Raw genomic sequence first — 26,460 nt, 5'->3', positions numbered from 1 at the left:
GGGATTTAAAGTCGATGTGATCAAAGGGACTCATAAGTTGTGATATTAGGTATGAAAAATAAAATCAATTAGATCACAAATTTAATAAAAATGGTATTAATTAAATATAATCAGAAACTAAAGTAAAAGCACCTTCTACTCTTTACGACCAACTACCTTGTATTTGGCAATTTTTTCTACGTATAAAATAGGTCACTTAATTAATGAAACTAATGGTATAAGCTATTTACCAAACTTTTTCGATCAGTCAAACTTGCTACCGTTACCAGCCTACTATGGGAATTTAGAGGTTACCTTCACATTGTGAGACAGCTGTAACAAAATTGATTTTACTACCACATTTATTTGAGGAAAAGCATATACAGCCTCGGTTGGTATAAAAAATGCTATACGCTTAAAGTACTTAAGTACATTTCTTATCTAACGGAGAACATAATAATGAAAAAAAAAATACTAATAGCGTTAATATTAACGTTTACTTGTCAATTTTCTCAAGCTGCCGATAGCATGCCAGGGATGAGAGGTTCACAGCATGTAGGTTTTACTGTACCAGATGTTAAAGAAGCAACCGCTTTTTTTAAAGACATTTTAGGCTGTGAATCTTTTTATAATATAGGACCTTTCGGACCATTCGATGATAACTGGATGACTGAAAACTTAAACGTGCACAAAAAAGCTGTTATTAAAACTGCTCATTTAATGCGCTGTGGAAACGGACCTGCATTAGAAATTTTCGAGTACACGTCACCAGACCAAAGAAAAACACCGCCTCGTAATAGTGACATCGGCGGTCATCACCTCGCTTTTTATGTTGATGATATGGATGAAGCTGTTAAATTTCTTAAAGATAAAGGGATTAAAGTGCTCGGTAAACCTCATACATTCACTGATACAGGTATGGCTGGCTTAACATGGGTTTACTTTTTAACACCTTGGGGTATGCAATTAGAAATTGTTAGCTATCCTTTCGGTCAAGGATATGAGAAAGAAATGGGAAGCAGAATGTGGGATCCTCGTTACTAAGCAAAGTATAAAGATAGCACTACCGTTTATTAGGTAGTGCTGTTAATTAAAAACGTTAAACCTCGTACCATCAATGACTATATTTTTCAATTAATGAAAATAGTTAAAACCGGTGATAAAAATACTTGGAGGGCGTTCTTTCTCATCATCTACAGTTCGTCCGTGTTATCGCATAAAAATGCTCCTTTCATTTATTCTTCAACATAATCGTTGGAAAGATATAGAGAACAAACTATTCTCTATACAAAGTATCACAAGCACTTGATTTAATGAAATAAAAGCTATTTTCACTTACTATAGGCCATTTGTTCAGCTTATTCTATAGTAATAGTATCTCTATACCACCACCAATATTCACCACTGAAATAGAGCTATTAGTAGCCCTAACTATTTGTTTTACAGCACAAGCATTATTATTTTAAAAAGCATAACACTTAGACACTAGTCCCATATTAATCATTAGTGTTATTCACGGCTTTGACTTTTGATTTGTTGTAATGAACTTGAGTAAGAAGGTGCTTAGACGAACATAAGCAATTTATTTGTTTTTAATGCAGGAATTGAAGTGGGTCAATTATTTAAATATGCAGTTTATATATGCAATAGTTTTATTATAACCATATTAATTAAAAAGACTGTACACCTTCAATTAATAACACAGAATGTATTGATATGTACCCTTACTCTTCAAATTTACTGGGTTTTAACACGTTCAAAACCATTAATATAATTGTTTTTAAATTAAGATATGCTGAACTTTCTCTATTAAGTTATGATCTCTTTGCATTTTATAAATCAACTTTTTTAATCACAGTAAGTTGCATGTGCCCTATTAATCTATCAGATCACACTAATTACTACTGACATTAAGTTTTCATTATAAAGCTACAAATATTATATCAAAAGTCCAACAAATCCTACATTCAAATAAATAAGTTCAAATAAATAAAATAAGGATATTTTATGTAATTATGGCTTAATGAACTAACCACCGCTGAGTAATTTATAATTACTCAGCGGTTCCTAGGTATTTTATATACGCAACAAGTGACCATATTTCTTGTTCATCAAAAACTTCTCCCCAAGGAGGCATTGGTGTTGCACCTTGCCCGCCTTTAAAAATAGTGTCATAAATATAGTTAGGCATTAACTCATCGCCTCTTCCTATAAATACTGCAGGCTCATGACCATGGCAATAATCGGCACAGGTAGAATGAAAAATCTCTTTACCTTCAGCAATACGCTCAATGTCAGCTAAATCAGGTATTGTTTTAACTGGCTCTTCACCAGCAGATTGAGGTACACCGCCAGCGAGAGATGAATTGATAACACCAAAAAGTGATATGACTAATAAAAAAGCTGCTTTTTTCATAATAATCTCATGTAATGTAAAAATAAAAGGGTTGAACTATGTTCAACCCAAATCGTTTTATTTACCGCCTACTTGTACAGCGACAAGCTTAGCGTTTGTTCCTGCACCACCGATAGGCATCACTACATAATGTTTTCCATTTACACTATAAGACATCAATGCCCCAAAAACACCACCAGGAAGTTCTATTTCAGAAATCAACTTACCTGTCTTAGCATCATGAGCATACATATAAGGTTCAGCTTCTTCTTCCGATGCTTGAGCAACTAAAGCATTACCCCGAGTAGATAAGCCTAGAACACTATATGTTCCTTCAGGAGCTACAAATAGAACATTCTTTGTTAAAGTAAAATGACTTTGACGAGGCACACCAACCCGATCAAGATTTAAATGCTTAATTTCAGGGTTATCAACAGGGCCTTTACCTGCTGGAATACGCCATAAATGTTCACCTGTATTCATATCTATTGCCGTCATAGTAGAGAATGGTGGCTTGAATAATGGTAAGCCTTTAGGTCCACCTACGCCCCCCCAAGTACCCGTGTATTCATACGCGGCAGATTTTTCTTTCTTCAATTTAATAGCAAAAGGAATTGTAAATGAATTAACATATAAAACATTGCTTTTGGGGTTATGAGCTGCACCAACCCAACTAGCTCCCCCAAGTACGCCAGGTACTTGTAATGTACCTCCTTTCGTTGTTGTAGGTGGTGTAAATAATTCGCCATAGTTATACCGTTTAAGAATTTTTAGCGCTCCTTTCTTCAATTCAGGTGTTAAATCGATAAGATCATCTTTTGTTACCCCCTGCTGAACAAATGGCGCGGGTTTTGTTGGAAACGGTTGCGTTGGAGAAGTTTTCTCACCTGGTACGTTAGATTGAGGTACACTGCGCTCTTCAATTGGCCAGATTGGTTTACCGTTTAAACGATCAAACGCATAGACGAAGCCTTGTTTAGTAACCTGAACCGCTGCTTTAATTTTTTTACCGTTAACGGTTAAATCCATCAAATTAGGTGCAGTGGGCAGGTCGTAGTCCCATAGCGCATGATGTGTTATTTGATAATACCAAGAAATATTACCCGAGTTCACATCCAAAGCTACGAGCGAATCACCAAACAGGCCATCACCTTTACGCTCACCACCATAAAAGTCATTAGTTGGTGTTGAAAACGGAAGATAAACTAGGCCACTATCCTCATCACAACTAGGACGTGCCCACATATTCATGCCGCCAGTTTTCTTCCAAGCATCATCTTCCCAAGACTCATTTCCCTGTTCACCTTGTTGAGGAGGATTATGAAAAACCCATGATCGCTTGCCTGTTTTTATATCAAAAGCTTGTATATCACCTGGGGGATGTTCTTTCATTGGCGGTCGACCTACAGCAAAAGAATCTAAAACAGCTAAGCTTGGAATGATTTGATTACCACAAACAATAGGTGGTGATGTAATAGTTACATTTGCACGATCTACAGGTCTCAATAATCCCTTAGTAATATCAACTCTGCCATTATTACCCCATGTAGTTATAGGTTTACCTGTTTTTGCATTTAATGCCATTAAGTATCCATCAGCAGTACCAACAATAATACGTTTGTCATTGCCTTCAGACCAATAAGTCAATCCTCGGCTGATAAAACCTAAATTCGGTGGTGAACCAAAGGTGTAAGCTTTTGGATCAAAAGTCCATAAGGTTTTACCTGTCACCCCGTCAATAGCTGATACAAAGCTCATAGGTGAACTTGAATATAAAATGCCATCAATTGCTAAAGGCGTACTTTGATTCATCCATGTTCTCAAATCTGGATTATCTTTCCATAGCTGATTGTCTGGCATAGACCACTCCCAAGCTACAGACATATTCTTAACGCTTTTGGTTGTCACTAATGGAGCTTCTGAATATTTAGAGCCAGATTTATCTCCATTGTATTCTGTCCAATTAGATTGTTTTGCGGCGTTAGCTACACCGCCTGATGCCGCGATACTTATAGCAATTGGTAGAACCAATAATCTAAGCCCCTTGCAAGCATGTTTCGCTGATTTTATTCTTAGCGTCATTATTTTTCCCCATATTTATCATATAATAATTGTCTATTTTGTTATTAGCCGCCATTACGTGGCTGTATGTTAATTAGACGTGTAAATTAAAGGATTACATAAATTTTTATCTAGTTTTAAATCTAGAAAAAATATAAATCCAATTTAATTTGAACTGGAAAAAGCAAAAGCCGTACCAATAAAAAATTACACTTTAATTACAACAGATTACATGAAAATATATTAAAAAAAACCTTCTTGAAAAATCAAATTTTGTAAGGTGATACAGGTGCTTCAACCATAAGGAATTTAAAATATTTGAGAATATAACCTTAAACTCACAAGTAAAAATAAACATTACTTCTATTTTTCGTAAATGCGTACCTTCATATATCAGCAATAAAAGCCAAAACCACAAAGACAAAATCAAAATATAATAACTGTATTCATAGAATAAAGTTCTTCTTTCTATTTTTCATATCATTCAGTTGAAACACCTGTCTCACTAGCTGTTACCAACCAAATAAAACTCAATAAAACAACACAAAAATACATATAACACCATGAAATATAATAAAATATTTTAATTGGCATAGTAGTTGCTTTGATACATTTATCTTTAAACAGAGAGCGCAACTATGAAAAATAAAAATAACTTTATCTCACGTCGAAATTTCTTAAATAAAATTGGCAGTGGTGTTGCAGGAACCGTCATAGCTTCAACATTAGTTGGCTGTTCCACATCGTCCGATAATACAGTTAAAACTATCACTATGCCTGAATCAGATTATGTCAGTCATACAATGCTAGTTATGGCTAAAGACATTTATCCACACGACATTGTAGAAAATAAATATTATCAGAAGATTGTCGATGATCTCGCAAATCAAGAAAAAAAATTAATTGGTGAAGGGATTGTAATGCTAGACCAATTAAGCGTTGAAAAACTCGGACAACCATTTGCCAAAGTGGGTTATGAACCTGACCGAATTCGAATTTTACGCTCAATTGAAGACAGCCCATTTTTTATAAAAGTTAGAACAGCATTAATGTTTGGGCTTTATGACAACAAAGAGCTCTTCCATTTATTTGGCTATCAAGGCTCGTCTTGGGAAAAAGGAGGCTACATAAACCGAGGATTAAACGAACTTGACTGGCTTAACGACTAATTTAATAAAAATTAACCATTTATAAAAAAAATATTAAATAAATTTGGGGAAGAAATGATGACAAATGTAGCAAAATTCGATTTAGACGATAATGATGTTGTAGTTATTATTGGTTCGGGTGCTGGTGGCGGTACTGTTGCCAATGAACTCGCACAAAAGGGTGTTAAATCAGTAGTATTGGAAGCAGGCAAACGATTTACACTTGAAGATATAAAAAATAGTGAGTGGGAAATGTTTATGAAGCTATCGTGGCTTGATAAGCGTATTTCAGCTGGAGGTTGGCACCATGCTAAAAACCATACTAACTTACCTGCCTGGATTTGCAAAGGCGTTGGCGGCTCATCAATTCACTGGGCTGGCGTATCACTACGTTTTAAACCACACGAATTTAAAATGAAATCTACCAACGGAGCCATAGAAGGCGCCAATGTTGCTGACTGGCCAATTACTTATGAAGAACTTGAACCCTATTACGACAAAGCAGAAGACAAAATGGGCGTTACAGGTACAAAAGCAACTGGAACACCAGATTTACCTGAAAGCAGCCACACAAAATTACACAGAATAGCGGCAGAGCGAACAGGAATGACCTTTTCCAATGCTCCCATGGCAATAAACTCTGTAGCCAGAGACGGTCGCCCAGCCTGCCAACAAATTGGATTTTGTATGCAAGGGTGTCGAATAGGTGCTAAGTGGTCAACAATGTATACCGAAATTCCAAAAGCTGAATCAACTGGTTTATGTGAAATTAGACCCAACTCTATGGTGTTAAAAATAGAACATGACGATAGTGGTAAAGCCATTGGTGTGCATTACGTTGATGAAAATGGTAATAAAAAACTACAAAAAGCACGAATTGTTTGTGTTGCAGGTAATTCTATAGAATCCCCTCGCCTTTTACTTAACTCAGCTTCTGAAAAGTTTCCAAATGGTTTAGCCAACTCCTCTGGACAAGTTGGTCGGAACTACATGGGACACACAACTGGTGGCGTTTACGGTGTATTCCCCAAACCTGTCAATATGCATCGCGGTACTTCAGTACCCAGCTTAATAACAAGTGAACGCGATAATAACCCTGAACGCGGTTTTGTAGCAGGCTATTCATTAGAAGTTTTAACCCTAGGCTTAGGTTTCTTATCGGCATTTTTGAAACCTGGCACTAGTGGTTGGGGGAGAGAAATATCTGAGGCATTAGAAAACTACAAGAATATGGCAGGCGTTTGGATTTGTGGTGAGGATTTGCCTGTTGAAAGTAATCGTATTACTTTACATCCAACAGAAAAAGATCAGCATGGACTACCTGTTCCCGTCATAACAAAAACAGATCATAACAATGACATTGTCATGAGAAATCATGCCTATGCCCAAACAGCCAAGCTATATAAATCAGTTGGTGCAATTAAGTTACATAATCTACCTGCATACCCAAATAGTCACAATATGGGTACAAACCGCATGAGCGAAAAACCAAGCGATGGGGTGGTAAACAAATGGGGGCAATCGCACGATGTGCCTAATCTATTTATTTCAGACGGCAGTCAGTTTGTCACTAGTGCTTCTGTTAACCCAACACTTACTATCGTCGCATTGGCAATTCGACAAGCTGAATACATTGAAAAATTGATGAAAACCGACGTTCTGTAGTTAAAAGTTTAGTGGTGCTTTTGAATTTACTTCCCATGCCTTTAATTTTAAAGGACAAAATCATCACATTTTTATTTTAGGAGAAAAATATGTTACCCACAAATTCACAGCGTATCTGGATGTACCGAAATATGCTAATTAGTCGTTACATGGAAGAACGGATAGAAGCGATTTATATGGAAGGAAAAAAGCCAGTTTTTAATATGGCTAATGGACCTATTCCTGGAGAAATGCATTTGTCTAATGGTCAAGAGCCATGTGCCGTTGGAGTATGCGCCCATCTAAATGCTGAAGATATCATAACAGCAACCCACAGGCCTCATCATATAGCGGTTGCCAAAGGGGTTAACCTTGACAAGATGATGGCTGAAATATTTGGCAAAAAAACAGGGCTAAGTGGTGGCCGTGGTGGTCATATGCACTTGTTTGATAGTGATGTTAATTTCTCTTGCTCAGGTATTATTGCTCAAGGAATGGGGCCTGCAGTAGGCGCAGCTCTGTCAAGAAAAATGCAAAATAAATCAGGTATAGCCATTTCTTATATTGGTGAGGGGGCAGCAAATCAAGGTGCTTTTCATGAATCCCTGAATTTAGCTTCCGTATGGAATTTGCCCGTAATATTTATAATAGAAGATAATGATTGGGGTATATCAGTCGCTAAATCAGCCTCTACTTCAGTGACTAAAAATAGTGACCGTGCTGCGGCATACAACATGCCAGGTATTCATATTGAGCACAATTGTCCAGACAAAATATTCAGTGCCACAAAAGAGGCAATTGATCGTGCACGAAATGGGGGAGGACCAACGCTAATTGAGATACAAACTTCACGTTTGGCTGGTCACTTCATGGGAGATGCTGAAGCATATCGTCCTGAAGGTGAAAAAGAGCAGCTAATTCAAGAAGATCCCTTGCCTACTTATCGTCAGAAATTACTTAGCGAAAACATCATTACGTACGACGAAGACTTATCTTTGGTTCAAGAAACACAGCAATTAATAGAAAAAGCAATTACTTTTGCTCGTGAGAGTGAATACCCAGAACCAGAAGAAGCCATGTTGCATGTTTTCGCTTAACCATAATTACACAAAGGAGACTTAATAATGTCTGCAACGAAAAAACTAACTATAGCGCGTGCAATGGCTGAGTCATTAGCTCAAGAAATGCGCGCAGATCCTAACGTATTTGTAATGGGAGAGGATATTGCACAACTGGGCGGCGTTTTTGGAAATACTCGTGGTTTACTGAAAGAATTTGGTGAAGAACGTGTGAGAGATACTCCAATTTCAGAAACTGCATTTATAGGTGCTGGCGTCGGTGCTGCTATGGATGGAATGCGTCCAGTTGTTGAATTAATGTTTGTTGATTTTTTTGGTGTTTGTTTTGATGCTATCTATAACTCTATGGCAAAAAACATTTACTTTTCAGGTGGCCATTCAACAGTACCAATGGTGATAATGGCATCAACTGGTGGTGGTTACAGTGATGCGGGTCAGCATTCTCAATGTCTATACGGAACGTTTGCACATTTACCAGGAATGAAAGTTGTTGCGCCAAGTAACGCTTATGATGCAAAAGGTTTAATGACTGCTGCTATTCGCGACAATAGTCCTGTTATTTATCTATTTCATAAAGGTTTACAAGGTATGGGCTGGTTAGGAACAGAACCCGCTGCTATCAGCCAAGTACCTGAAGAAAATTATGAACTGGAAATTGGCAAAGCAAAAACAGTAGTTGAAGGTCAAGATATAACAATCGTGAGCATTGGAATCGGCGTACATCATGCTTTAAAAGCAGCGCAAGAACTTGAAAAAGACAACATCAATGTGGAGGTTATTGACCTGCGTTCATTGGTTCCGTTAGATCGCGATCATATCATATCATCTGTTAAAAAGACTGGTCGATTATTGGTTGTTGATGAAGATTATCATAGCTTTGGTGTTAGTGGAGAGATCATCGCCTCGGTAACTGAACATGATCATCATATGCTAAAAACACCACCATGTAGGATCACTTTCCCAGATATTCCAATTCCATTTAGTAGACCAATGGAAGAATGGGCATTACCGTCCACCGAAAATATAATTAATACCTGTTCAAAAATGATGGAGAGCAAATAAATGACTAAAGCAATTACAATACCAATGGACTTATGGGAAGAAGATGAAGAAGCCGTTTTAACAGCTTGGCTAGTAGATAACAACAGTGAAGTATCAACAGGTCAACTATTAGCTGAAGTCATGGTCGAAAAAATTTCATATGAAATTCACTCAACCTATGACGGAACTATATCTATTACCTGCCAAGAAGATGATGTGGTAAATAAAGGAAGCATAATAGCAGAGGTATCTTAAATGGAACAAGCTATCACCGATTCAACCTATACAGTGCCTTTGCGTGGTGTTCGAGGCGCAATCGCAAAAAAAATGCAACAAAGTTTGCAAACTAGTGCGCAACTTACGTTACATGCAGAAGCTAATATTTCACCTTTATTGCATTTAAAACGACAACTATCTGAGCAAGGAGAAAATATATCAATACAAGACTTGTTGCATTTTGTAGTGATTACGGCACTGAAAAAGCATATGGATTTAAATGCTAGGGTTGAAGATAATAAAATTATCTATCATAGAGACATCAACTTATCTTTTGCATTAAGTTTAGATGATAATATTTTAGTAACGCCTACTATTTTTTCAGCTCAAAATTTTACAGCCAAGGAACTGCAAAAAGCGCGGCAAATTTCAACTAAAAAGGCTCAAAACAATGAACTTAAACCTAATGATTATATGGGGGGTACAATAACCATTACAAATTTAGGCTTAACAAGAGTTAAACATTTTACACCAATTTTAAATACTCCTCAAATTGCTATTATCGGGTTAGGCACAACCAACGAACACGTGAAACCTAACGCCAAAGGTGAATTTGAAGCGGTTAAAATAATGGGGATTTCTTTAACGATTGATCATCGGGCCATAGATGGTTCTCCTGCTGCTAATTTTTTATCTGATATCTGTGCTCATATAGAGGAGATCATCCTTGACTGATTCGATGGTGTTAATGTCGATGTCTGCAACTCAAGCGTTAGCATGGGAAGAACAAGCTTTACGTGAAGTGCTTATCGATCAAACGCCTCGTTTTTTAATTTGGGAGCCTATAGAAAAAGTGATGGTGCTTCCTGCATCTGGTAAATGGCGAACTACACCACAATTAACTGACCATATGGAAAAACTTGGTTGGAAAATTGAGCAGCGAAAAACGGGGGGATCTCCCGTTCCTCAAGCACCAGGTGTAATTAATTTAAGCATGGTCTATCCATGGCCTGACAAATTAGAACTATCAACATCAAATAGCTATCAGTTACTGATAGCTATTTTAGAGTTATGGCTATCTAATTATGGGGTCAAAGCAGAAACAGGTGAGATTACTGGCGCATATTGTAATGGCGTCTATAATTTATCTATCAATGATAGAAAGTTTATTGGTACAGCACAAAGAATTAGCCGAACGAGTAGCGTAAACAATAAAAAGCAAGTGGGTGTGCTAGCCCATGCCTTTATTCTAATTAATCCAAATATTGACTCTTTAGTAGATGCTGTAAATGAATGTTATCAGCAATCAGGACATTCTGAGGTTTTTACCCGAGAGGCAATGACATCGCTAACTGAGCATAACGATGAAATTAACATGAATAATAGTAAACTAGCAGCTGACCTTTATTTGTCGATACAAAGTATGATTGATAAGTATTTGACTAAGATATAACCTACTAAAACGTACGTAGTAAGGATTAATACAATAATAAAAGAAAGGATGCATAATAATAAAAAGCAAGGATGCATAATATATTTGGGGAAAAAAATGAGAACTTCCGTCGTCGATGAACATTTATCTAATGTTTATAGAGCAATTGATGATAATGAGTTAAATTCAGAAACAGACTTAATTACAAATTCATGGAAACGTTGTATTCAAACCTTTAAGCTTGATCCATTGGGGCGACAAGGTTCACGTGTACTTACTCATTCAGAATTGCAAAACCACACTTCACCTTTACAAGAATTCATCACTACAGCCAGAGAAGGAATGGAAACGCTATATTCACAAGTAGAAGCCTTAGGTTATGTTGTTTTACTTTGTGATAAAAATGGAGTTACCGTTGATTATATTGGTAATAACCGTCTAACCAAAGACATGAGAAACGCTGGTCTATATTTAGGATCTGACTGGAACGAACGCCATGCAGGAACCTGCGCGGTTGGTACAATTATCAACGAACTTGTGCCATTAACGATACACCAACAAGATCATTTTGACATAGTTAACACATCATTAACGTGCTCCGCATCACCTATTTTAGATCATAATGGTGAGCTATTGGCTATTCTTGATGTCTCAGCACTTTACTCACCAAAAGAAAAAGCGAGCCAACATTTATTGCTTAAATTAGTACAGATGCATGCTGGACTTATTGAAGCCGCTAATTTTTTAAATCACTATAGTAACGCATCAATTTTAAAATTTGATACCAGCGTTAGTTCACTAAATACATATTGTCCGAATTTAATTGCATTAGATAGTTATAATGTGGTAATTGGTGCAAACCAAAATGCACGTAAAATTATGGCTAGAGAACTAGGCATTAATGACATAACATCACAGTTACTGACTGGATTTGACATTACTTCGTTGTTTCAACTGGGTGCAGATCCTGCTAAGTCATCTCCTGAACATTTTGTTATCAAGTCAAAAAACACAAGTATTCCATTTTTCTGTTGTATTCAGCCACCACGTACCAAAATCAAAAGTATGGTACTAAACCAAATTAGAGCATATAAGCTAGACAAAATGAAACCTATCGCTGCAGAGATCGATAAGCTTTCTGGCTCAGATCCTATGATGCACAGCGTAAAACTTCTTATCAGTAAATTTGCACCAACTGATATCAATATTTTAGTTCAAGGTGAAACTGGCACAGGCAAAGAAGTATTAGCTAATGCTATACACCTAAGTAGTAACCGTCGTAAAGGACCATTTGTAGCAGTTAATTGTGCCGCGCTACCTGACACATTAATTGAAAGTGAATTGTTTGGTTATAAAGCAGGAAGCTTCACTGGTGCTAGCTGTAAAGGTAAATCTGGGCTGATTCTAGCCGCAGACAAAGGCACATTATTTTTAGATGAAATAGGTGATATGCCTGTAAGTCTACAAACTAGGTTATTAAGAGTGCTAGCTGAAAAAATGGTTACTCCCATCGGCTCCGATCATCCCATTCCTGTAGACTTCCGACTTATTAGTGCCACTCATCAAGATATAACTCCAAAGATTGAATCAGAGCAATCTAATTTCAGAGCTGATTTATATCATCGCCTAAATGGTGCAACAGTTAACCTGCCCCCATTGCGAGATCGTCAAGATCTCCCTTATTTAGTCTCACGTATTGTTTCAGACAAAGCAGACATTGGCTTTTCCAAAGAAGCTATGCAAGTACTCAGTGAATATTCTTGGCCTGGCAATATTCGGGAGCTTAAAAACGTTATTAACTATGCCTGTACTTTATGCGACGATAAAATAGTCACTATTGAGCATTTACCTGAATACGTATTCGACTGCCCCCCTTTTATTTTTAATGAAAATGAGGGAAGCCACTCACAGCATGCCGAAATTATATCGGTACAAGGACAGAAAATACTACAGACCTTACGGAACAGTAATTGGAATGCAACAGAAGCAGCTAAAAAACTAGAAACAAGCAGAGCAACACTCTATCGGAAAATGAAAAAGTACAATATTGTTTCCCCCAATAATACAGATAGTTCTCTTTAGTCAGGCTAACTCCACTTTCATTCAAGTGAACGGGGCATTTAACGTTGTTAGGTAAACACAAAAAACCGATGCCATCCCAAAGCATCGGTTTTTTATGTAAACCATATAATTCACATCTACATAAATATTAATTAGAAAGCGAAATTTACACCTACATTAACTAATGTAGTTTTTTCACCAACGGGAGCTGGAGCTGCAACAATAGATGTTGCATACTGTGAGATAGTGCTCATCTCATCTGCATCTACATACGCTATAGCAGTATATAACGTTGTTGAATCCCCCAAAGTGAACTCATTACTAACGACAAATGATTTAGTGGTTGCATCATCAGCCGCCGCATTATCTTCGTTGATGTAGTAAGCAACAGTCATGGTATTTTTTTCACTCCACTTATAATCTACACCAAGCCCAAGTGCATCAACGTCAAGAATTTCATTTCCAAGTGAATCATGGTTTTCTGTATTCAAAAAATTAACTTTCAAGTCAATAGCGCCAATTTTATATGCAGCACCAATACCAAAGCTTTCCACTACATCTTCACCCGTATCTTGATCACTCATAATTTGGTATGAACCAGAAAGTGTTACAGGACCAGTTCCGTATGATGCACCAACAGCAATTACGTCGCCATTTTTACTAGAACCTTCTTGACCGCCAAACGAGTACAGTATGCCAAAATCAATACCACTAATGTTATTACGGTATTGAATAGCATTCTTAAAAAATATACCAACGTCATTATTTGTATTACGGCCTGCTTCACTATCACTAGGGTTTACAGTTGAAAATAATTGGCTATAAGCCCAAGAGTATAAATTAGAAAATTGTTCTTTGAAAACACGAGGCTCTGTACCAAGGTGAGCAAGTAAAGCAGGACCATATTGGCGACCTGCAATCACGGTTCCCCAGTCACCAGTAAGACCAATATTTGCTTGGCGTCGGAAAAGCAAGGTGCCTGAACTATCATCAGCTTCCCCTGCAGCATCACCTGAACCATGAAGCATACCTGAATCCACATCGAAGTGTGCTTCTAGATTAAAAAAGGCACTTGTAGAGCCATCTAGTTGGCGATTTCCTTTAAAGCCAAAAACACTCTGACGCAAGCCACTCGTTTCCATAGTAAGGTTTTCTTCACCTTCAATTGAAGGGTTAGACTGGTAAAGTAAACCAACATCTAAAATACCGAACATCGATATTTTTGTTGTTTCTGTTTCTGCTATAACTACGTCAGCAGCTGCTGTTCCTGCAAAGCTAGATAGTAAAGCTGTAGCACCTAATGTTTTTAAAATTTTATTGTTCATATTATTTCCCCAAATGAATTTATATTTATTGTAATTTCAGGTCTATGTATCCTTATTTAGAGTTCCGTCATCTAATTGATTACCATCCAAGTTGTTGGCAAGTATTTGTTTACATATTGGTACATCGGTCTGAAATATTGCAGCATGTATCATGCAAAATGTAATTGAGCAGGTATCATGCCAAATAAATAAATCATAGATTACACAAAGCATGAAGCGCATAGAAAAAACAAAACATTAACTTACAATACAATAAGTTAATATTTTTTATTTAATTTAAAAACTAAATTTTTGGAGGAAAAAGTTGGTGTATTTTGCATGAATTTTCTTTGTTTTAAATTTTTTTATTCTTTTGATACATATGTTTCAAAAATAGTAATTTTGTCCTTACTCATTAAAAAATTATCAACTAGAATTCAACTGTAATCTAAGGTGTCGTCAATCTGACATTGATGAAAGAGAGTAAAAATATAATCAAGTTGGCATATATTATGAAGTTAACCTTACTCTATCCGTTATAATTTTATTTTTACCTTCCTTAGCAACAGCAGCAATCTAGCAACAGCAACAATCAAAATTTCCAAATAATAATTTAAAATCCCAGTTTAAACATGGCATCTAATGCATTGAGACAACTGTGTCGATTATTAAATTGATCAAAGAAAAACTAAAATCATAGTTTATAAATTGAAAAAGTTAAATCCCAATATAAAAAATATTTCAATACAAATCAATAAGTTAAAAGATTAAACCTAAATAAACACAAACTGGCGCAATATATGCTATTGCATAGGCTATAAACAGAAAGTATCAAAAAATATTCATGTGAGGGAACAAAACTAAAAATCAGATATTTCCGCTAAAATACTTTCTATTTTAGAACAATGTTTTGTTATTAGTGCTTACTTACACTGCTCACAAAGTTGTTCTGAAGTAAATTATGGAACGCTAGCTATATTGGTTCATTCATACCATTAAATTATGGTGATAATTATCCATTTTTTAGTGATTCTGTTTGTATTAATTAAGATCTTAAGTTACTGAATTTTAAAAAGAGTTCGTGCTAGATTTATCCAGGTTATCTAAAATCAAAAATAAAAAAGGAAACCACTATGTTACAACAATTTTCCGTTTCAGCTCTTACTATGGTCAGTTTTTCAATAATAAGTTGCTCTTTGTTTGCAGCAACTAAAAAAACTGATATTTATAAAACAAATGACGCTGATAATCTAACAGAAATTATTGTTGTAACTGGTAGTCGTCAGCATTCAAACCTACTTACTTTAGCAAGCAATATTGACCGTATATCAAGTGAAGATATTGTTTCAGTTAGCTCTGTACATCCAAGTGATATTTTAAATAGAGCAACAGGCGTTCACATCCAAACGAATAATGGTATGGAGTCTTTACCCTCTCTACGATCTCCTGTTTTAACTGGCCCTGGTGCTGCGGGCGCTTTTTTATTCTTAGAAGATGGCATTCCTACCCGATCAGCTGGCTTTGCAAATAATAATGGTTTATCAGAATTAAATATTGCACAAGCACAAGAAGTTGAAATTGTTAGAGGTCCTGCAAGTGCGGTTTATGGTTCAAATGCTGTTCATGGCGTGATCAACGTATTAACCAAGGAGCCACATAATGGTGGAGAAGCCGCATTACTTACAGGTCCAAACAATAAGTATCAATTTCAAGGCACAATGGGAAATGAATCACAAAATCAAGGTGTAAACGCTACAATTCAAGTCGTAAATGATGATGGCTATCGTGATAATAGTGACTTTACATCTTTGAAGCTTGGATTACGTTACGACTATTTAAATGGAAATAATCAATTAAAAACGACGATTTCAGGTTTTGTACTTGATCAAAAAACAGCTGGATTTATTTCTTCTGGAGATAATGGTTCACATTGCTACAACTCAACATATTCAGATAAAAACCTTTATAAAGATCGTAATACCATGGAAAAAAATTGCGATAATGATGCTTATCGCAAATGGTCATCAGTACGTATAGCAACGCATTGGCAACACAAGTTAGATGATGTAAAAAGCTTTACTATTACACCATATTTTAGAATTAATGAAATGGAATTTAGCCAACATTATCTACCGTCAAAAGCCATTGAAGAAAATAGCCACTATAGTTTTGGTATGATTAATAGTTATCGGTGGAACTTAGAAAAGAATATTGCATTAATAATGGGCGTAGACCTTGAATGGACAGAAGGAGCGTTAACACAAACCCAACAAAAACCAGATAGTTATAGCTGGGGAAAAGCACGCCAACAAGGCCTTCATTTTGACTACAAAGTTGATGCTTTAACGATTGCCCCCTACCTTCAAGCCGATTGGCAATTAACTCATCAGCTAAAATTCACAGCAAGTGTTCGTTTTGATAAAACAAAATACAAATACAATAATTTACTTGCTGATGGTACAACAAAGTCAGACGGAAGTTCATGTGTAGATAACAAAGGTGAGTTGATTGACTGTTTATTTAAACGCCCTAGTGATAGTAATGATAGTTTTAATGATTCCAGTACTAAAATAGCCTTTAATTATAGTATTCATAACAACATGGCAATTTTCGGTGGTTGGTCTCAAGGGTTTAGAGCACCACAAACTACCGATATGTATAGACTACAAAAGCAACAAGAAATAGGAGAAATTAAATCAGAGCTACTCGACAGTATCGAACTTGGTTTTCGAGGAGTGACTAACAAACTAACTTATGAAGCTGTTCTCTATTCTATGGATAAAGAAAATTTCTTTTTTCGAGATGCAGATGGTTTAAATGTAACTAATGGTGAAACTTCACATCATGGTCTTGAATTGATGATGGATTATGCTTTAACTGAACAATTCACCCTTGGCATTAACTATAGTTATGGTCACCATGAATATGAATTTGACCAAACAAGCAGTGGTGTTATTAAAGGCAATAAAGTAGATACGTCACCAAAACATCTAGCTAATGTGCGTGTTGCCTGGCAACCAACTGATAACACTAAGTTTGAACTAGAGTGGTTACATATCAGTGCGTATTATTTAGACCCTGCCAATGAACATAATTATGCTGGCCACGACTTATTACAATTAAGAGCTTCGGTACAATTAACTAATCATCTGCGTTTATTTTCACGAATTGAAAACCTTACAGATGAAAAATATGCCAGCCGCGCGGATTTTGCTTTTGACACGTACCGTTTCTTTGGTGGTCAACCTCGCGCTGTGCACTTGGGAATTTCTTGGGATTTTTAGCTTGTTTATGTTTCAAGTGTATAACATATTTATTTGTGTTGCTTTTATTACCAATAAATTACTCACCTCAGTAACATTACTTAAGCTTTACCATGAAGAGAAAAAGAATGCTAAATAATGACGTAACTATAAAAAAAACCTCCACAGAAACGACGATAAGATCAACTAAAGTTACCCCTGGTACAAAACTGCGTGATGCTGAAAAATTAGCTCACATACCTATAAAAGTTGTCACTTCAATTCCTGAAAACATGCTACGTAAACCTGCATGGTTGCGTGTAAAGCTACCTCGTAGTAGTGAGCGTGTCGATAAAATCAAAGCTAACTTGCGTAAACATAACTTACATTCGGTTTGTGAAGAAGCATCGTGCCCCAACCTGTCTGAATGTTTTAATCACGGCACAGCTACCTTTATGATATTAGGTGATATTTGTACACGTCGTTGTCCATTTTGTGACGTAGGCCATGGGCGCCCTTTAGCCGTAAACGAAGATGAGCCAACACAACTAGCGCGAAGCTTAAAAGATATGGCACTAAAATATGTTGTCATTACTTCTGTAGATCGTGATGATTTACGTGATGGCGGCGCACAACAGTTTGCTAATTGCGTAAAAGAAATCAATGAACAAGCGCCTAATACAAAAATTGAAATTTTAGTGCCTGACTTTCGTGGCCGCATGGATAAAGCATTAGAGATACTCAATCAGCACCCTCCTCACGTATTTAACCATAATTTAGAAACCGCACCTCGTTTATACACAAAAGCACGACCTGGGGCTAACTACCAATGGTCTTTAGACTTATTAAAAAAATTTGGTGAAGCCAATCCAAACGTTACCACTAAATCGGGATTAATGGTTGGGTTAGGTGAAACCAATGAAGAAATATTGCAAGTAATGCGCGATTTACGCAGTCATGGCGTTACTATGCTAACAATAGGCCAATACTTACAGCCGAGTAAAGATCATCTTCCAGTAGAACGTTATGTGCACCCCGATGAATTTAACATGTTCCAAGAAGAAGCTGTAAAAATAGGCTTTGAGCACGCAGCCTGTGGGCCACTTGTACGTTCTTCATACCATGCCGACAAGCAAGCCGCTGGGGAAGAAGTAAAATAAGGAAATACAGGTACCAGAATACCCCCATTGATTAATATGTTCAATTACTGGGGACATTTCACTTCAAAACCTGCCTATTAACTACCCTCTATTTTTGTCATTCGGTATTTTCTTTGCCCACTCCTGATATTTATTATAATCCAATCTATAAAATGCCAAATCAAAATATACTATACCAGACCGCTCAGGAATTAGACCAACAGTTTCCCTTGATAATCGCACTACTAAGCTTTAGCCTTATTTAGGGAATAAATCTCTTTTAAGTAACGCTCTTACTTGTTAGGTTAAATTCACTTCACCTAGTATTTATACTACTAGGTGTATATGACAAACATAAAAATCAATGAATCTATTGTTATAAAATACAGAAATCAATTAGGTTATTGAGCAATATTAATACGATAAGCTCGTAAAATAATGACAGGGGTCGTTAAAATTTGTCCTTGCAAAAATTTAATATGAGTTTCACCTTTTCGCTCTTTGTTAGAAATTTTTTGTACTACATCCATGCCTTTAATAACTTTTGCAAATGCTGGAAAACCACGACTATCAGGTTTTTGTCTACCATTTTGATCAAAAGAAGGAATGTCATCCAAACAGATAAAAATATCAGGAATTGCATGACCCGTATCTAATATATCGCGTGCCATTGAAACCGTAGCTACTTGATGTTTTAGTTTAGAATAGGATGTTGTTTCAAAGTCATCTAAAATAGGTAAACCAGAATTTTTCACTGACGTTAAGTCACCTTTTAAAATGAACTTGTCCACTAGACCTCCTTCTATAAATTGAGGGGGTTCCCCTGCGACTGACCCTGAACGATAAAAACTGGTTCCATTAAACTTTCCTTGCTCAATTAATGATAGAAAATACTTTGCACTTTTAGGAGCTTGTTTGTTGTTAACCTCAATAACGATATTACCCATCGTGGTTTCAAATATAACCACAGGTTTTTGATGCTTGTCAGTTGCCAATGCGGAAAAGGCTAATAACCAAGTAAAAAATAATGGCGCACTTAAAAAAAATTTCATACCTAATCCCTTATTTATTTTTAAACTTTTCAGATTCATATAACTTCTGCTTTCTTACCATTTCTTTTACATCTTCAAGCAATTGATGAGCATCGTACACAATGCCATCTTTAATAGTAAATTCTATTCCTTTTGTTCTATCCATTTTATTGGTTGTAAAGTTGTAGAATGCATGTCCTGTTCCGTAGAGTACTTTAAAGTTATCTAAGGGGTTTTCATTCACAATGACCAAATCTGCTTTTTTTCCTAATTCAATGCTACCAATCTCTTTTTCTAATCCCATTAGTTTTGCACCATTTATTGTTGCAGATTGCAATACCTCCAGTGGATGAAAGCCTGCTTCTTGGAGTAACTCTAATTCTCTAACATAGTTAAAGCCATATAACCCATAAATAAAACCAGCATCAGACCCAACAGCAACGCTACCACCTGCATTTTTGTAGTCATTAACAAATGTCATCCATGTTTTATAATTTGCTTTCCATGCTATTTCATCAGATGTTTTCCAATCAAAGAAAAATGAGCCGTGAATTTTAGGGTTTGGTGCAAACGCTCGATTAATGTACGGCATAGTATATTCTTTATGCCACTCAGCATTTTGTGCTCTACCTAAATCACGCGCTGCTTCATAAATAGTAAAAGTAGGATTTAACGTAATATCTAAATTAATCAGCTCAGAAATGGTGTTTTTCCATATGGTTGAATCAGGTGTCGCTGTTTGTTGCCATAAACGTCCTGCTTGGCTAAATCTATCTTGTTCATTATTATAGTTATAGTCATGAGGATAATTTTGAATACGCTTATTTTCAAACATAGCTTCAGGTAAACCATACCAATGTTCTATGCTTTTTACTCCCATTCTTGCTGCATCTAATGCATCTGTTCGAGTGACGGAAACCTGTGAAAGATGAAAAGCTGATCCCATATTTAATTGATTGGTTTCATCAAGTGCAGCCTTAATAATATCAGGTGCCGCCCCGATAAATTTCACACCATCGGCACCACGTTTATTAACAGATTTAACCCATTTTCTAGCAGCTTCGGTCGATACCATTTTCTCTGGAAACAAGGCATATGCTTTAATTCGTGGAGCTGAAATTTCGCCTTGTTCACTGCGTTTCTTATGTGAAAGAGTGTAATCAAGTCCCATAAATGAGCCAACATCTCGCACTGTGGTAATACCATGAGCAAGAAGTAATTTAAAAACATAATTTGGGTCAGTCAAAGCACCACCAAAAGCATGACTTGGGGTTCCCAGATGAGAGTGAACATCTATCAGCCCAGGGAGAACATATTTACCTTTTGCATCTATAACACGTGTATCTTTTCCGTAAGCTTTACCCTTTAAATGAACTGAACCTGTACCACCACCATTAATTTCCTTAATGACATTATTCTCAATAACAATAGTCACAGGCCCCTGAGTTGGCGCACCAGTGCCATCAATTATGTTAGCATTTTCAATAACAAGCCTTTTATAAGGGCCTTTTTTCTCTTTACCACTTGGTAATGCAGGCTTTGGGGCTGGAAAACCTAAGCCAATTACTTGTGAAATTATCTCTTCTCCAGCTTCAACCGCTGCAGAAGAATTTAAACCTTCTGTAGCAGATACACTTGCATGGATACAAAATAATAATGAAATCAAACATTGTGTTTTTCTTACATACTTCATAAATTCTCCTAAAATTAGTACTCGATTATTAGAGGCCAATCAACGATAAGAATTGACCACTAATAAATTGATATTGTTGATTTTTTTAATTTATATGACTTCGTAATCTAGCCAAAATAGTTCGCCCTAATTGCACATCGTCTAGATCGGGGCAGTGAAATCCTTCAGATACATAAAAGAAATCAATATTGCGATATGTATGTTCAGGATTAACACCCAGCTCTATCCATGGGTCTTTTCCCCCAGACACAACGACTTGTGGAATAACAATTTCAGAAATCATACTCGCGATATTCCAAGGCTTAGCGGTCAAGTATTCTGGCATAGTGCCAAAAGTGGCTTTACAATCGGCAACATGCTCTTCAAAACGATAATTAAACGGTTTACCACTAAAAAATGTACCTAGCTGAGTGCATTGCTGATATTTCCATGTGTACCAATTAAATCGTCCTTCTTTAGCCTGCTCAACTAACAGTTTTTTAGGGGTGCGCTTTTTAATCCAATCATCCGCTTCCAGTGGCAGTAATTTCTCAATAAACCAAGAAAACATGCTGGTTGGTAAGTAACTCAAAATAGAAATATACGTTTTAATATCCTGCATTTCGGCCCGTTGTGTTAACAATGAAGTTAACACAACATATCGCTCACGGTTTTGCCACCCTTCGTCATATGGTGTAATGATGTCAATATTACTGATATGTTGATGAATACGTTCTACAAACTCATCACCTAAATTTTCTCGTACTTTGTTACTATATTGGGGAATTATAAAAGGCCAGTTAATTGGTGCGCTTGAAGCCAAAATAGCATTAACAACTCTTGGATACTTATGTGCAAAGTTGATCACTAATGCGCCACTATAACTATACCCACCAGCAATCCACTTTCCTGTATATGTTTTCTGCAATGCTGTAATTAAACGATGATAATCAGACAATGCATGCTCTACTCTGACATATTCAGGCACAGTTTGAGGGGTATTAGTTAAACTTTGTCCATATCCTCTATGCTCTGATAAAATAAAAATCATATCGGTGGGACTACCATAAGCTTTAAATATTTTAGTCAATTTATCCTTTGTTGAATCAGTTTCGTTTCCCAAAATAAAATAAACTGTGGCATCATTTTTCACACCTATCGGTGTTAAAACAAAAAATTGTTGTTGAAATTGCTGGCCATTGGGATTCAATGGGTTTACTGGTTGAGTAAAGCTGCGTTCTTCAATAGATACATTAAGCTCAGAAGCAAAGCTTAGCGCTGGTAAAATAAAGACAGCAATACACGCAATTAGGTATGGGGTAAATAACATAATGATTACTCTAAGAAAAAGGCTGAATAATAAATTATCCAGCCTGAACTAAGGGGGATTTAATAAAAGCTATATGTTGCTGATACACCGAAGGTACGCGGTTCATTACGAGTAACCGCAACAAGACCAAATGTATTCATTTGACCTGTGTAAGAGTTTAAAAACACTTTATCAGTTAAATTACTACCAAAAATAGCAAATTCCCAATCACTTTGCGTTAATAATGATAACCTAGCACTTACGGTCGTATATGCCTCTTGCTCTAATGTTTCATGAATCTGATGATCACCTTTGTAAGCCATGCTGATAAAGCCACGCAGCTCACCAGCCCCTTCAATTTCTTTAAAATAATCTAACGCTACACTTCCCTCAAAGTTTGGGGAGTACAATAAAGGTGTGCCCGCTAAGTCTACACCACCACTGATGTATTCATCATATTCGGCGTCCATCCAAGTACCATTGAGAACTACGGCTAAATCAGAAGTGACTTGATAATTCATGTCAAATTCTAATCCTTGATTTGTTGCTTTACCCGCATTGGCTAATTGCACAACAGTGCCTACAATTTCTCTTACTTGTAAATCTTCATAATCCAATACAAACAATGATGCATTCAAGGTTAAATCATCATCTAGCCATGTAGATTTTAACCCTAATTCATAACTTGTCGCTAATTCAGGATCAACACTGGCTGTAGCATCTGGCGTAACAATAAAGCCAGAATCCGTTGCTGGCGAAGGATAAGTATTAAAACCTCCTGACTTATATCCCATCGTCACACTACCGTAAATCATGGCGTCATCAGATAATTTATAATCCACAACAAAACGCGGAGAAAAATCATCCCAATCATCATCTAAGTGTTGATAAGCTGGATTAGGAATACCATTTTCATCAACAAACTGTGATGCTATTGGCATAACAAAACCTAACCCTCCCAAATTAACTGCACCTTGTGTTTGAATGGGATTATTGTAATGAATACTTTTATCATCACTCGAATAACGAGCTCCTACGGTGAGATTTAATTTATCGTTAACATGCCAAGTAGCATCACCGTAAACGGCAAAACTATCAGTAACAGTACGAACTTGGCTATCTTCAAGAAAAGGTGCACCATTATTAAGGTTACTACCTATTAATGGACCAAAATCAAATAATCCAATTAAAAAGTCCATTTTATTTCGTTCGTGTGAATAACTCGTGCCAATAAACCAATCCAAACTATCACTTGCTCCAGATAATCGAAATTCTTGGCTTATTGTTTCGTTATGTTCTTTAGAACCTTCATTTTCACCAAAATAATATTCCGTACCGTCATAATCAGAAGTATTAAAAGTAGTAAAAGTTCTATAAGCTGAAAGCGAAGTAAAAGTGATATCATCATTCACAAACCAATCAACTGATAAAGAATGGTCGCGTACCCGACGGTCTAATATTGGTACTAAAGGGGCTTGATCATTATTTGAATTTCCCCAAAAATCTAAACCTCCATTAACCATTTTTTTATCATCATGTACTTGAGCTAATTCATCAATAGGATAAACAGATGAATAATTCTCTAAATTAGTAGACACCTCATCGAAACGACTCCAACCATTAGACTGGTTTACTTCAATATCATCATGAGGATACCAAGTAAATTTAAGGCGACCCGATGCACGATCTCTAGAGTTCCCTTTCACTGAACTTAACTTGTTTTCTTGCCACCCATCTCGTTTGCGTACAACACCCGACGCACGCACGTATAATGAATCATCGATTAAAGGTATATTAATTAACCCCTTTACAACTTGAGAGTTATAGTTACCAAGCTCTAACGCTATTTCGCCAGATAAATCCTCGGTAGGTTTTGCCGTTACTATGCTAATAGCCCCACCAATAGAGTTACGACCAAATAACGTACCTTGTGGGCCTTTTAAAATTTCTATTCTTTCAATATCCATCAAATCGGTAAGTGCGCCCCCATTTCTGGACGCATATATACCATCAATATAAATACCAACACTAGGATCTACACCAACACCTGTATCATTCGAGCCAACACCACGAATATAAGATCGTGGAAATGCATCACTTCCCCCAACAACACTAAAACCTGGGGTAACATCAGTAAGGCCTTTAAAATCAGTAGCACCAATTTGTTTAATCATATCTCCACTAAAAGCTGACATAGAAATGGGGACTTCTTGTACACTTTGCAAACGTTTTTGTGCAGAAACCATTATGACTTCTATATCGCCATTGTTGGTTAATTTATTTTTATCTTGTGCGGATATTTGCGTTGACATACAAATTGCACTTGCCAATAAGGAAATAGAGGAAACTCTACTTATTGTTGATATATTCATTCTTCACCCTCGATCTTGTTGATAGTTATTTTTATTATTAACAGACTTTATTCAGAAACTATGACTATGTCTCTATGCCCATTTATCAAACTAGACTACGTTGTTTAAACGCCGCACTCCCTGCTGAAATGCCATGATTTTCTACACAAACACCAAATATTGAATATAGACAGGCGATAGATTGCGGCATTCACACGCCTGTATTAAGATGAATTACAAATAAATAGAAGTGAATAAACTGATGGCAGAATCAACCACACTGACCGAAATAGATGACGAACATATATTTTCTTTCTCTCCAGAAGAGTTATTTAGTCGGTGCCATCAGAATTTAGACGCCGCTTCGATAGTTTCTGTTTACGATTTACTTTCTCCCAATCAAGAAGACTGGATTGAAGGTAATTATAATTTTTGGTATTTCAACGATGAATTTGCTGTTGGTTTACGAGATTTAAAAATAAAACAAGACCTTACAACAATATCCCCCTTAAAAAAAACATTAAGTTTAGAGTATTTACTGATTGGCGGCTCAGACATGCAATTGGGCCAAAAAAGTATTAATGCTAACGGTATGCCAAAGATTTATATATCAAGCCATTGCAACAATGGGCAACAAACTCGGTTTTATAAAAAAGGTGAGTACATCAAAAGTATTGGTTTTTGGATAACCCCTGACTACCTTAAGCAAACCTTTGATTTAGATATGGAACAATTGCCACTAAATTTCAAATCAATGTTAAATTTAGAACAAGATATTACAGCCATAATCCCAATGACAAGCCAAATTAAAGTGATAGTAAGTGAAATGCTCTCTCCCCCTTTCACTGGCGCATTGTTAAACCAATACTTGCAAGCAAAAATGACAGAATTACTTTGCCATACAATATTAAGTATGTTTTCACCAGAGTTAACTTTTCAAGAGAATAACCAACTGTCTCGTCAAAAATCGAATGTAATGAAAAAGCTACTACAAATTTTAGAAGAGCAATCTAGTTCGCCACCATGTTTAGAGCAACTAGCTAAACAGTTAGCAATAAGTCGTAGTTCAATGACAAGTACATTTAAGGCAAGTTACGGAATGACAATATCTGACTATGTATTTCAAAAACGCATGAATAAAGCTCAGCAATTATTGAAAACGGGTAAATATACTGTATTAGAAGTGGCGTTAGAAATTGGCTATGATGATCAATCTAGTTTTGGAAGAGCCTACAAACGTTTCTTCAATTATCCTCCTAATGAAGAACGACCTAAGTAACCTAAAATAGAACGGTTATGGTTACTTATATTTTCAATTGTCTTGGCGACTAGTCACTAAATAACTTTAATACCGTA

At 36.3% G+C, this 26,460-nt stretch carries 19 protein-coding genes; 12 read left to right on the top strand and 7 right to left on the bottom strand.

Annotated elements, in window-relative coordinates; all coding sequences use genetic code 11:
• The first annotated feature begins 438 nt into the window (after window positions 1-438).
• Complete coding sequence (locus ACE1OF_RS09050; RefSeq protein ID WP_448894001.1) at window positions 439-1,023, top strand: VOC family protein; 585 nt, start codon at window positions 439-441, stop codon at window positions 1,021-1,023.
• Between the two features lie 1,009 nt (window positions 1,024-2,032).
• Here ACE1OF_RS09050 and ACE1OF_RS09045 read toward each other — a convergent pair.
• Window positions 2,033-2,395 (bottom strand): c-type cytochrome, encoded by a 363-nt coding sequence (locus tag ACE1OF_RS09045; protein ID WP_448894000.1) that lies wholly within the window; start codon window positions 2,393-2,395, stop codon window positions 2,033-2,035.
• 57 nt (window positions 2,396-2,452) lie between these two features.
• The gene (locus tag ACE1OF_RS09040) at window positions 2,453-4,456 is read right to left on the bottom strand and encodes an outer membrane protein assembly factor BamB family protein (protein ID WP_448893999.1); all 2,004 of its coding nucleotides are present in this window, start codon (window positions 4,454-4,456) and stop codon (window positions 2,453-2,455) included.
• 617 nt (window positions 4,457-5,073) lie between these two features.
• Here ACE1OF_RS09040 and ACE1OF_RS09035 point away from each other — a divergent pair.
• The 8 genes from ACE1OF_RS09035 (at window position 5,074) to ACE1OF_RS09000 (ending at window position 13,077) form a co-directional block, all read left to right on the top strand.
• Window positions 5,074-5,604: a transcriptional initiation protein Tat gene (locus ACE1OF_RS09035; protein WP_448893998.1), complete on the top strand. Its 531-nt coding sequence runs from the start codon at window positions 5,074-5,076 to the stop codon at window positions 5,602-5,604.
• Between the two features lie 54 nt (window positions 5,605-5,658).
• Window positions 5,659-7,248: a GMC family oxidoreductase gene (locus tag ACE1OF_RS09030; RefSeq protein ID WP_448893997.1), complete on the top strand. Its 1,590-nt coding sequence runs from the start codon at window positions 5,659-5,661 to the stop codon at window positions 7,246-7,248.
• An 89-nt stretch (window positions 7,249-7,337) separates the two neighbouring features.
• Window positions 7,338-8,324: a thiamine pyrophosphate-dependent dehydrogenase E1 component subunit alpha gene (locus ACE1OF_RS09025; RefSeq protein ID WP_448893996.1), complete on the top strand. Its 987-nt coding sequence runs from the start codon at window positions 7,338-7,340 to the stop codon at window positions 8,322-8,324.
• A gap of 27 nt (window positions 8,325-8,351) precedes the next feature.
• A complete protein-coding gene (locus tag ACE1OF_RS09020) occupies window positions 8,352-9,368 on the top strand; it encodes an alpha-ketoacid dehydrogenase subunit beta (RefSeq protein ID WP_448893995.1) in 1,017 nt (338 codons plus the stop codon).
• A complete protein-coding gene (locus tag ACE1OF_RS09015) occupies window positions 9,369-9,602 on the top strand; it encodes a lipoyl domain-containing protein (RefSeq protein WP_448893994.1) in 234 nt (77 codons plus the stop codon).
• On the top strand, window positions 9,603-10,298 hold the full coding sequence (locus tag ACE1OF_RS09010) for a 2-oxo acid dehydrogenase subunit E2 (protein WP_448893993.1): 696 nt from the start codon (window positions 9,603-9,605) through the stop codon (window positions 10,296-10,298).
• Window positions 10,291-11,016, top strand: a complete 726-nt coding sequence (locus ACE1OF_RS09005) for a lipoyl protein ligase domain-containing protein (protein WP_448893992.1) — start codon at window positions 10,291-10,293, stop codon at window positions 11,014-11,016. The genes ACE1OF_RS09010 and ACE1OF_RS09005 overlap by 8 nt, the downstream gene beginning before the upstream one ends.
• A 96-nt stretch (window positions 11,017-11,112) precedes the next feature.
• Window positions 11,113-13,077 carry a sigma-54-dependent Fis family transcriptional regulator gene (locus tag ACE1OF_RS09000; protein WP_448893990.1) on the top strand — a complete coding sequence of 655 codons (1,965 nt, stop codon included), beginning with the start codon at window positions 11,113-11,115 and terminating at the stop codon, window positions 13,075-13,077.
• A gap of 131 nt (window positions 13,078-13,208) precedes the next feature.
• On the opposite strand, the gene ACE1OF_RS08995 is transcribed toward ACE1OF_RS09000, so the two are convergent.
• Window positions 13,209-14,381: a porin gene (locus ACE1OF_RS08995; RefSeq protein ID WP_448893989.1), complete on the bottom strand. Its 1,173-nt coding sequence runs from the start codon at window positions 14,379-14,381 to the stop codon at window positions 13,209-13,211.
• 1,112 nt (window positions 14,382-15,493) lie between these two features.
• Here ACE1OF_RS08995 and ACE1OF_RS08990 point away from each other — a divergent pair.
• Both ACE1OF_RS08990 and lipA read left to right on the top strand, forming a co-directional pair.
• Window positions 15,494-17,644 (top strand): TonB-dependent receptor, encoded by a 2,151-nt coding sequence (locus tag ACE1OF_RS08990; RefSeq protein WP_448893987.1) that lies wholly within the window; start codon window positions 15,494-15,496, stop codon window positions 17,642-17,644.
• A gap of 107 nt (window positions 17,645-17,751) precedes the next feature.
• The gene (gene lipA, locus ACE1OF_RS08985; RefSeq protein WP_448893986.1) at window positions 17,752-18,762 is read left to right on the top strand and encodes a lipoyl synthase; all 1,011 of its coding nucleotides are present in this window, start codon (window positions 17,752-17,754) and stop codon (window positions 18,760-18,762) included.
• A gap of 380 nt (window positions 18,763-19,142) precedes the next feature.
• Here the strand turns inward: lipA and ACE1OF_RS08980 are convergent, their stop codons facing one another.
• From ACE1OF_RS08980 to ACE1OF_RS08965, 4 genes are all read right to left on the bottom strand, one after another.
• Window positions 19,143-19,793 carry a peptidylprolyl isomerase gene (locus ACE1OF_RS08980; RefSeq protein WP_448893985.1) on the bottom strand — a complete coding sequence of 217 codons (651 nt, stop codon included), beginning with the start codon at window positions 19,791-19,793 and terminating at the stop codon, window positions 19,143-19,145.
• Between the two features lie 10 nt (window positions 19,794-19,803).
• On the bottom strand, window positions 19,804-21,465 hold the full coding sequence (locus ACE1OF_RS08975) for an amidohydrolase family protein (RefSeq protein ID WP_448893983.1): 1,662 nt from the start codon (window positions 21,463-21,465) through the stop codon (window positions 19,804-19,806).
• Window positions 21,466-21,550: 85 nt separating this feature from the next.
• Window positions 21,551-22,774 (bottom strand): S28 family serine protease, encoded by a 1,224-nt coding sequence (locus ACE1OF_RS08970; RefSeq protein ID WP_448893981.1) that lies wholly within the window; start codon window positions 22,772-22,774, stop codon window positions 21,551-21,553.
• A 59-nt stretch (window positions 22,775-22,833) separates the two neighbouring features.
• Window positions 22,834-25,125, bottom strand: a complete 2,292-nt coding sequence (locus tag ACE1OF_RS08965) for a TonB-dependent receptor (protein WP_448893980.1) — start codon at window positions 25,123-25,125, stop codon at window positions 22,834-22,836.
• 241 nt (window positions 25,126-25,366) lie between these two features.
• On the opposite strand from ACE1OF_RS08965, the gene ACE1OF_RS08960 reads away from it, so the two are divergent.
• Complete coding sequence (locus tag ACE1OF_RS08960) at window positions 25,367-26,383, top strand: helix-turn-helix domain-containing protein (RefSeq protein WP_448893978.1); 1,017 nt, start codon at window positions 25,367-25,369, stop codon at window positions 26,381-26,383.
• Window positions 26,384-26,460 lie beyond the last annotated feature (77 nt).

This window comes from Colwellia sp. E150_009 (assembly GCF_053543955.1).
The sequence above is the reverse complement of the archived record's forward strand: the minus strand, read 5'-3'. Positions and strand labels throughout refer to the sequence as shown.

Bases quoted from the DNA above. Each gene is read 5' to 3' on its own strand.
- ACE1OF_RS09050 (WP_448894001.1), top strand. From the start codon at position 439: ATGAAAAAAAAAATACTAATAGCGTTAATATTAACGTTTACTTGTCAA.
- ACE1OF_RS09045 (WP_448894000.1), bottom strand. From the start codon at position 2,395: ATGAAAAAAGCAGCTTTTTTATTAGTCATATCACTTTTTGGTGTTATC.
- ACE1OF_RS09040 (WP_448893999.1), bottom strand. From the start codon at position 4,456: ATGACGCTAAGAATAAAATCAGCGAAACATGCTTGCAAGGGGCTTAGA.
- ACE1OF_RS09035 (WP_448893998.1), top strand. From the start codon at position 5,074: ATGAAAAATAAAAATAACTTTATCTCACGTCGAAATTTCTTAAATAAA.
- ACE1OF_RS09030 (WP_448893997.1), top strand. From the start codon at position 5,659: ATGATGACAAATGTAGCAAAATTCGATTTAGACGATAATGATGTTGTA.
- ACE1OF_RS09025 (WP_448893996.1), top strand. From the start codon at position 7,338: ATGTTACCCACAAATTCACAGCGTATCTGGATGTACCGAAATATGCTA.
- ACE1OF_RS09020 (WP_448893995.1), top strand. From the start codon at position 8,352: ATGTCTGCAACGAAAAAACTAACTATAGCGCGTGCAATGGCTGAGTCA.
- ACE1OF_RS09015 (WP_448893994.1), top strand. From the start codon at position 9,369: ATGACTAAAGCAATTACAATACCAATGGACTTATGGGAAGAAGATGAA.
- ACE1OF_RS09010 (WP_448893993.1), top strand. From the start codon at position 9,603: ATGGAACAAGCTATCACCGATTCAACCTATACAGTGCCTTTGCGTGGT.
- ACE1OF_RS09000 (WP_448893990.1), top strand. From the start codon at position 11,113: ATGAGAACTTCCGTCGTCGATGAACATTTATCTAATGTTTATAGAGCA.
- ACE1OF_RS08995 (WP_448893989.1), bottom strand. From the start codon at position 14,381: ATGAACAATAAAATTTTAAAAACATTAGGTGCTACAGCTTTACTATCT.
- ACE1OF_RS08990 (WP_448893987.1), top strand. From the start codon at position 15,494: ATGTTACAACAATTTTCCGTTTCAGCTCTTACTATGGTCAGTTTTTCA.
- lipA (WP_448893986.1), top strand. From the start codon at position 17,752: ATGCTAAATAATGACGTAACTATAAAAAAAACCTCCACAGAAACGACG.
- ACE1OF_RS08980 (WP_448893985.1), bottom strand. From the start codon at position 19,793: ATGAAATTTTTTTTAAGTGCGCCATTATTTTTTACTTGGTTATTAGCC.
- ACE1OF_RS08975 (WP_448893983.1), bottom strand. From the start codon at position 21,465: ATGAAGTATGTAAGAAAAACACAATGTTTGATTTCATTATTATTTTGT.
- ACE1OF_RS08970 (WP_448893981.1), bottom strand. From the start codon at position 22,774: ATGTTATTTACCCCATACCTAATTGCGTGTATTGCTGTCTTTATTTTA.
- ACE1OF_RS08965 (WP_448893980.1), bottom strand. From the start codon at position 25,125: ATGAATATATCAACAATAAGTAGAGTTTCCTCTATTTCCTTATTGGCA.
- ACE1OF_RS08960 (WP_448893978.1), top strand. From the start codon at position 25,367: ATGGCAGAATCAACCACACTGACCGAAATAGATGACGAACATATATTT.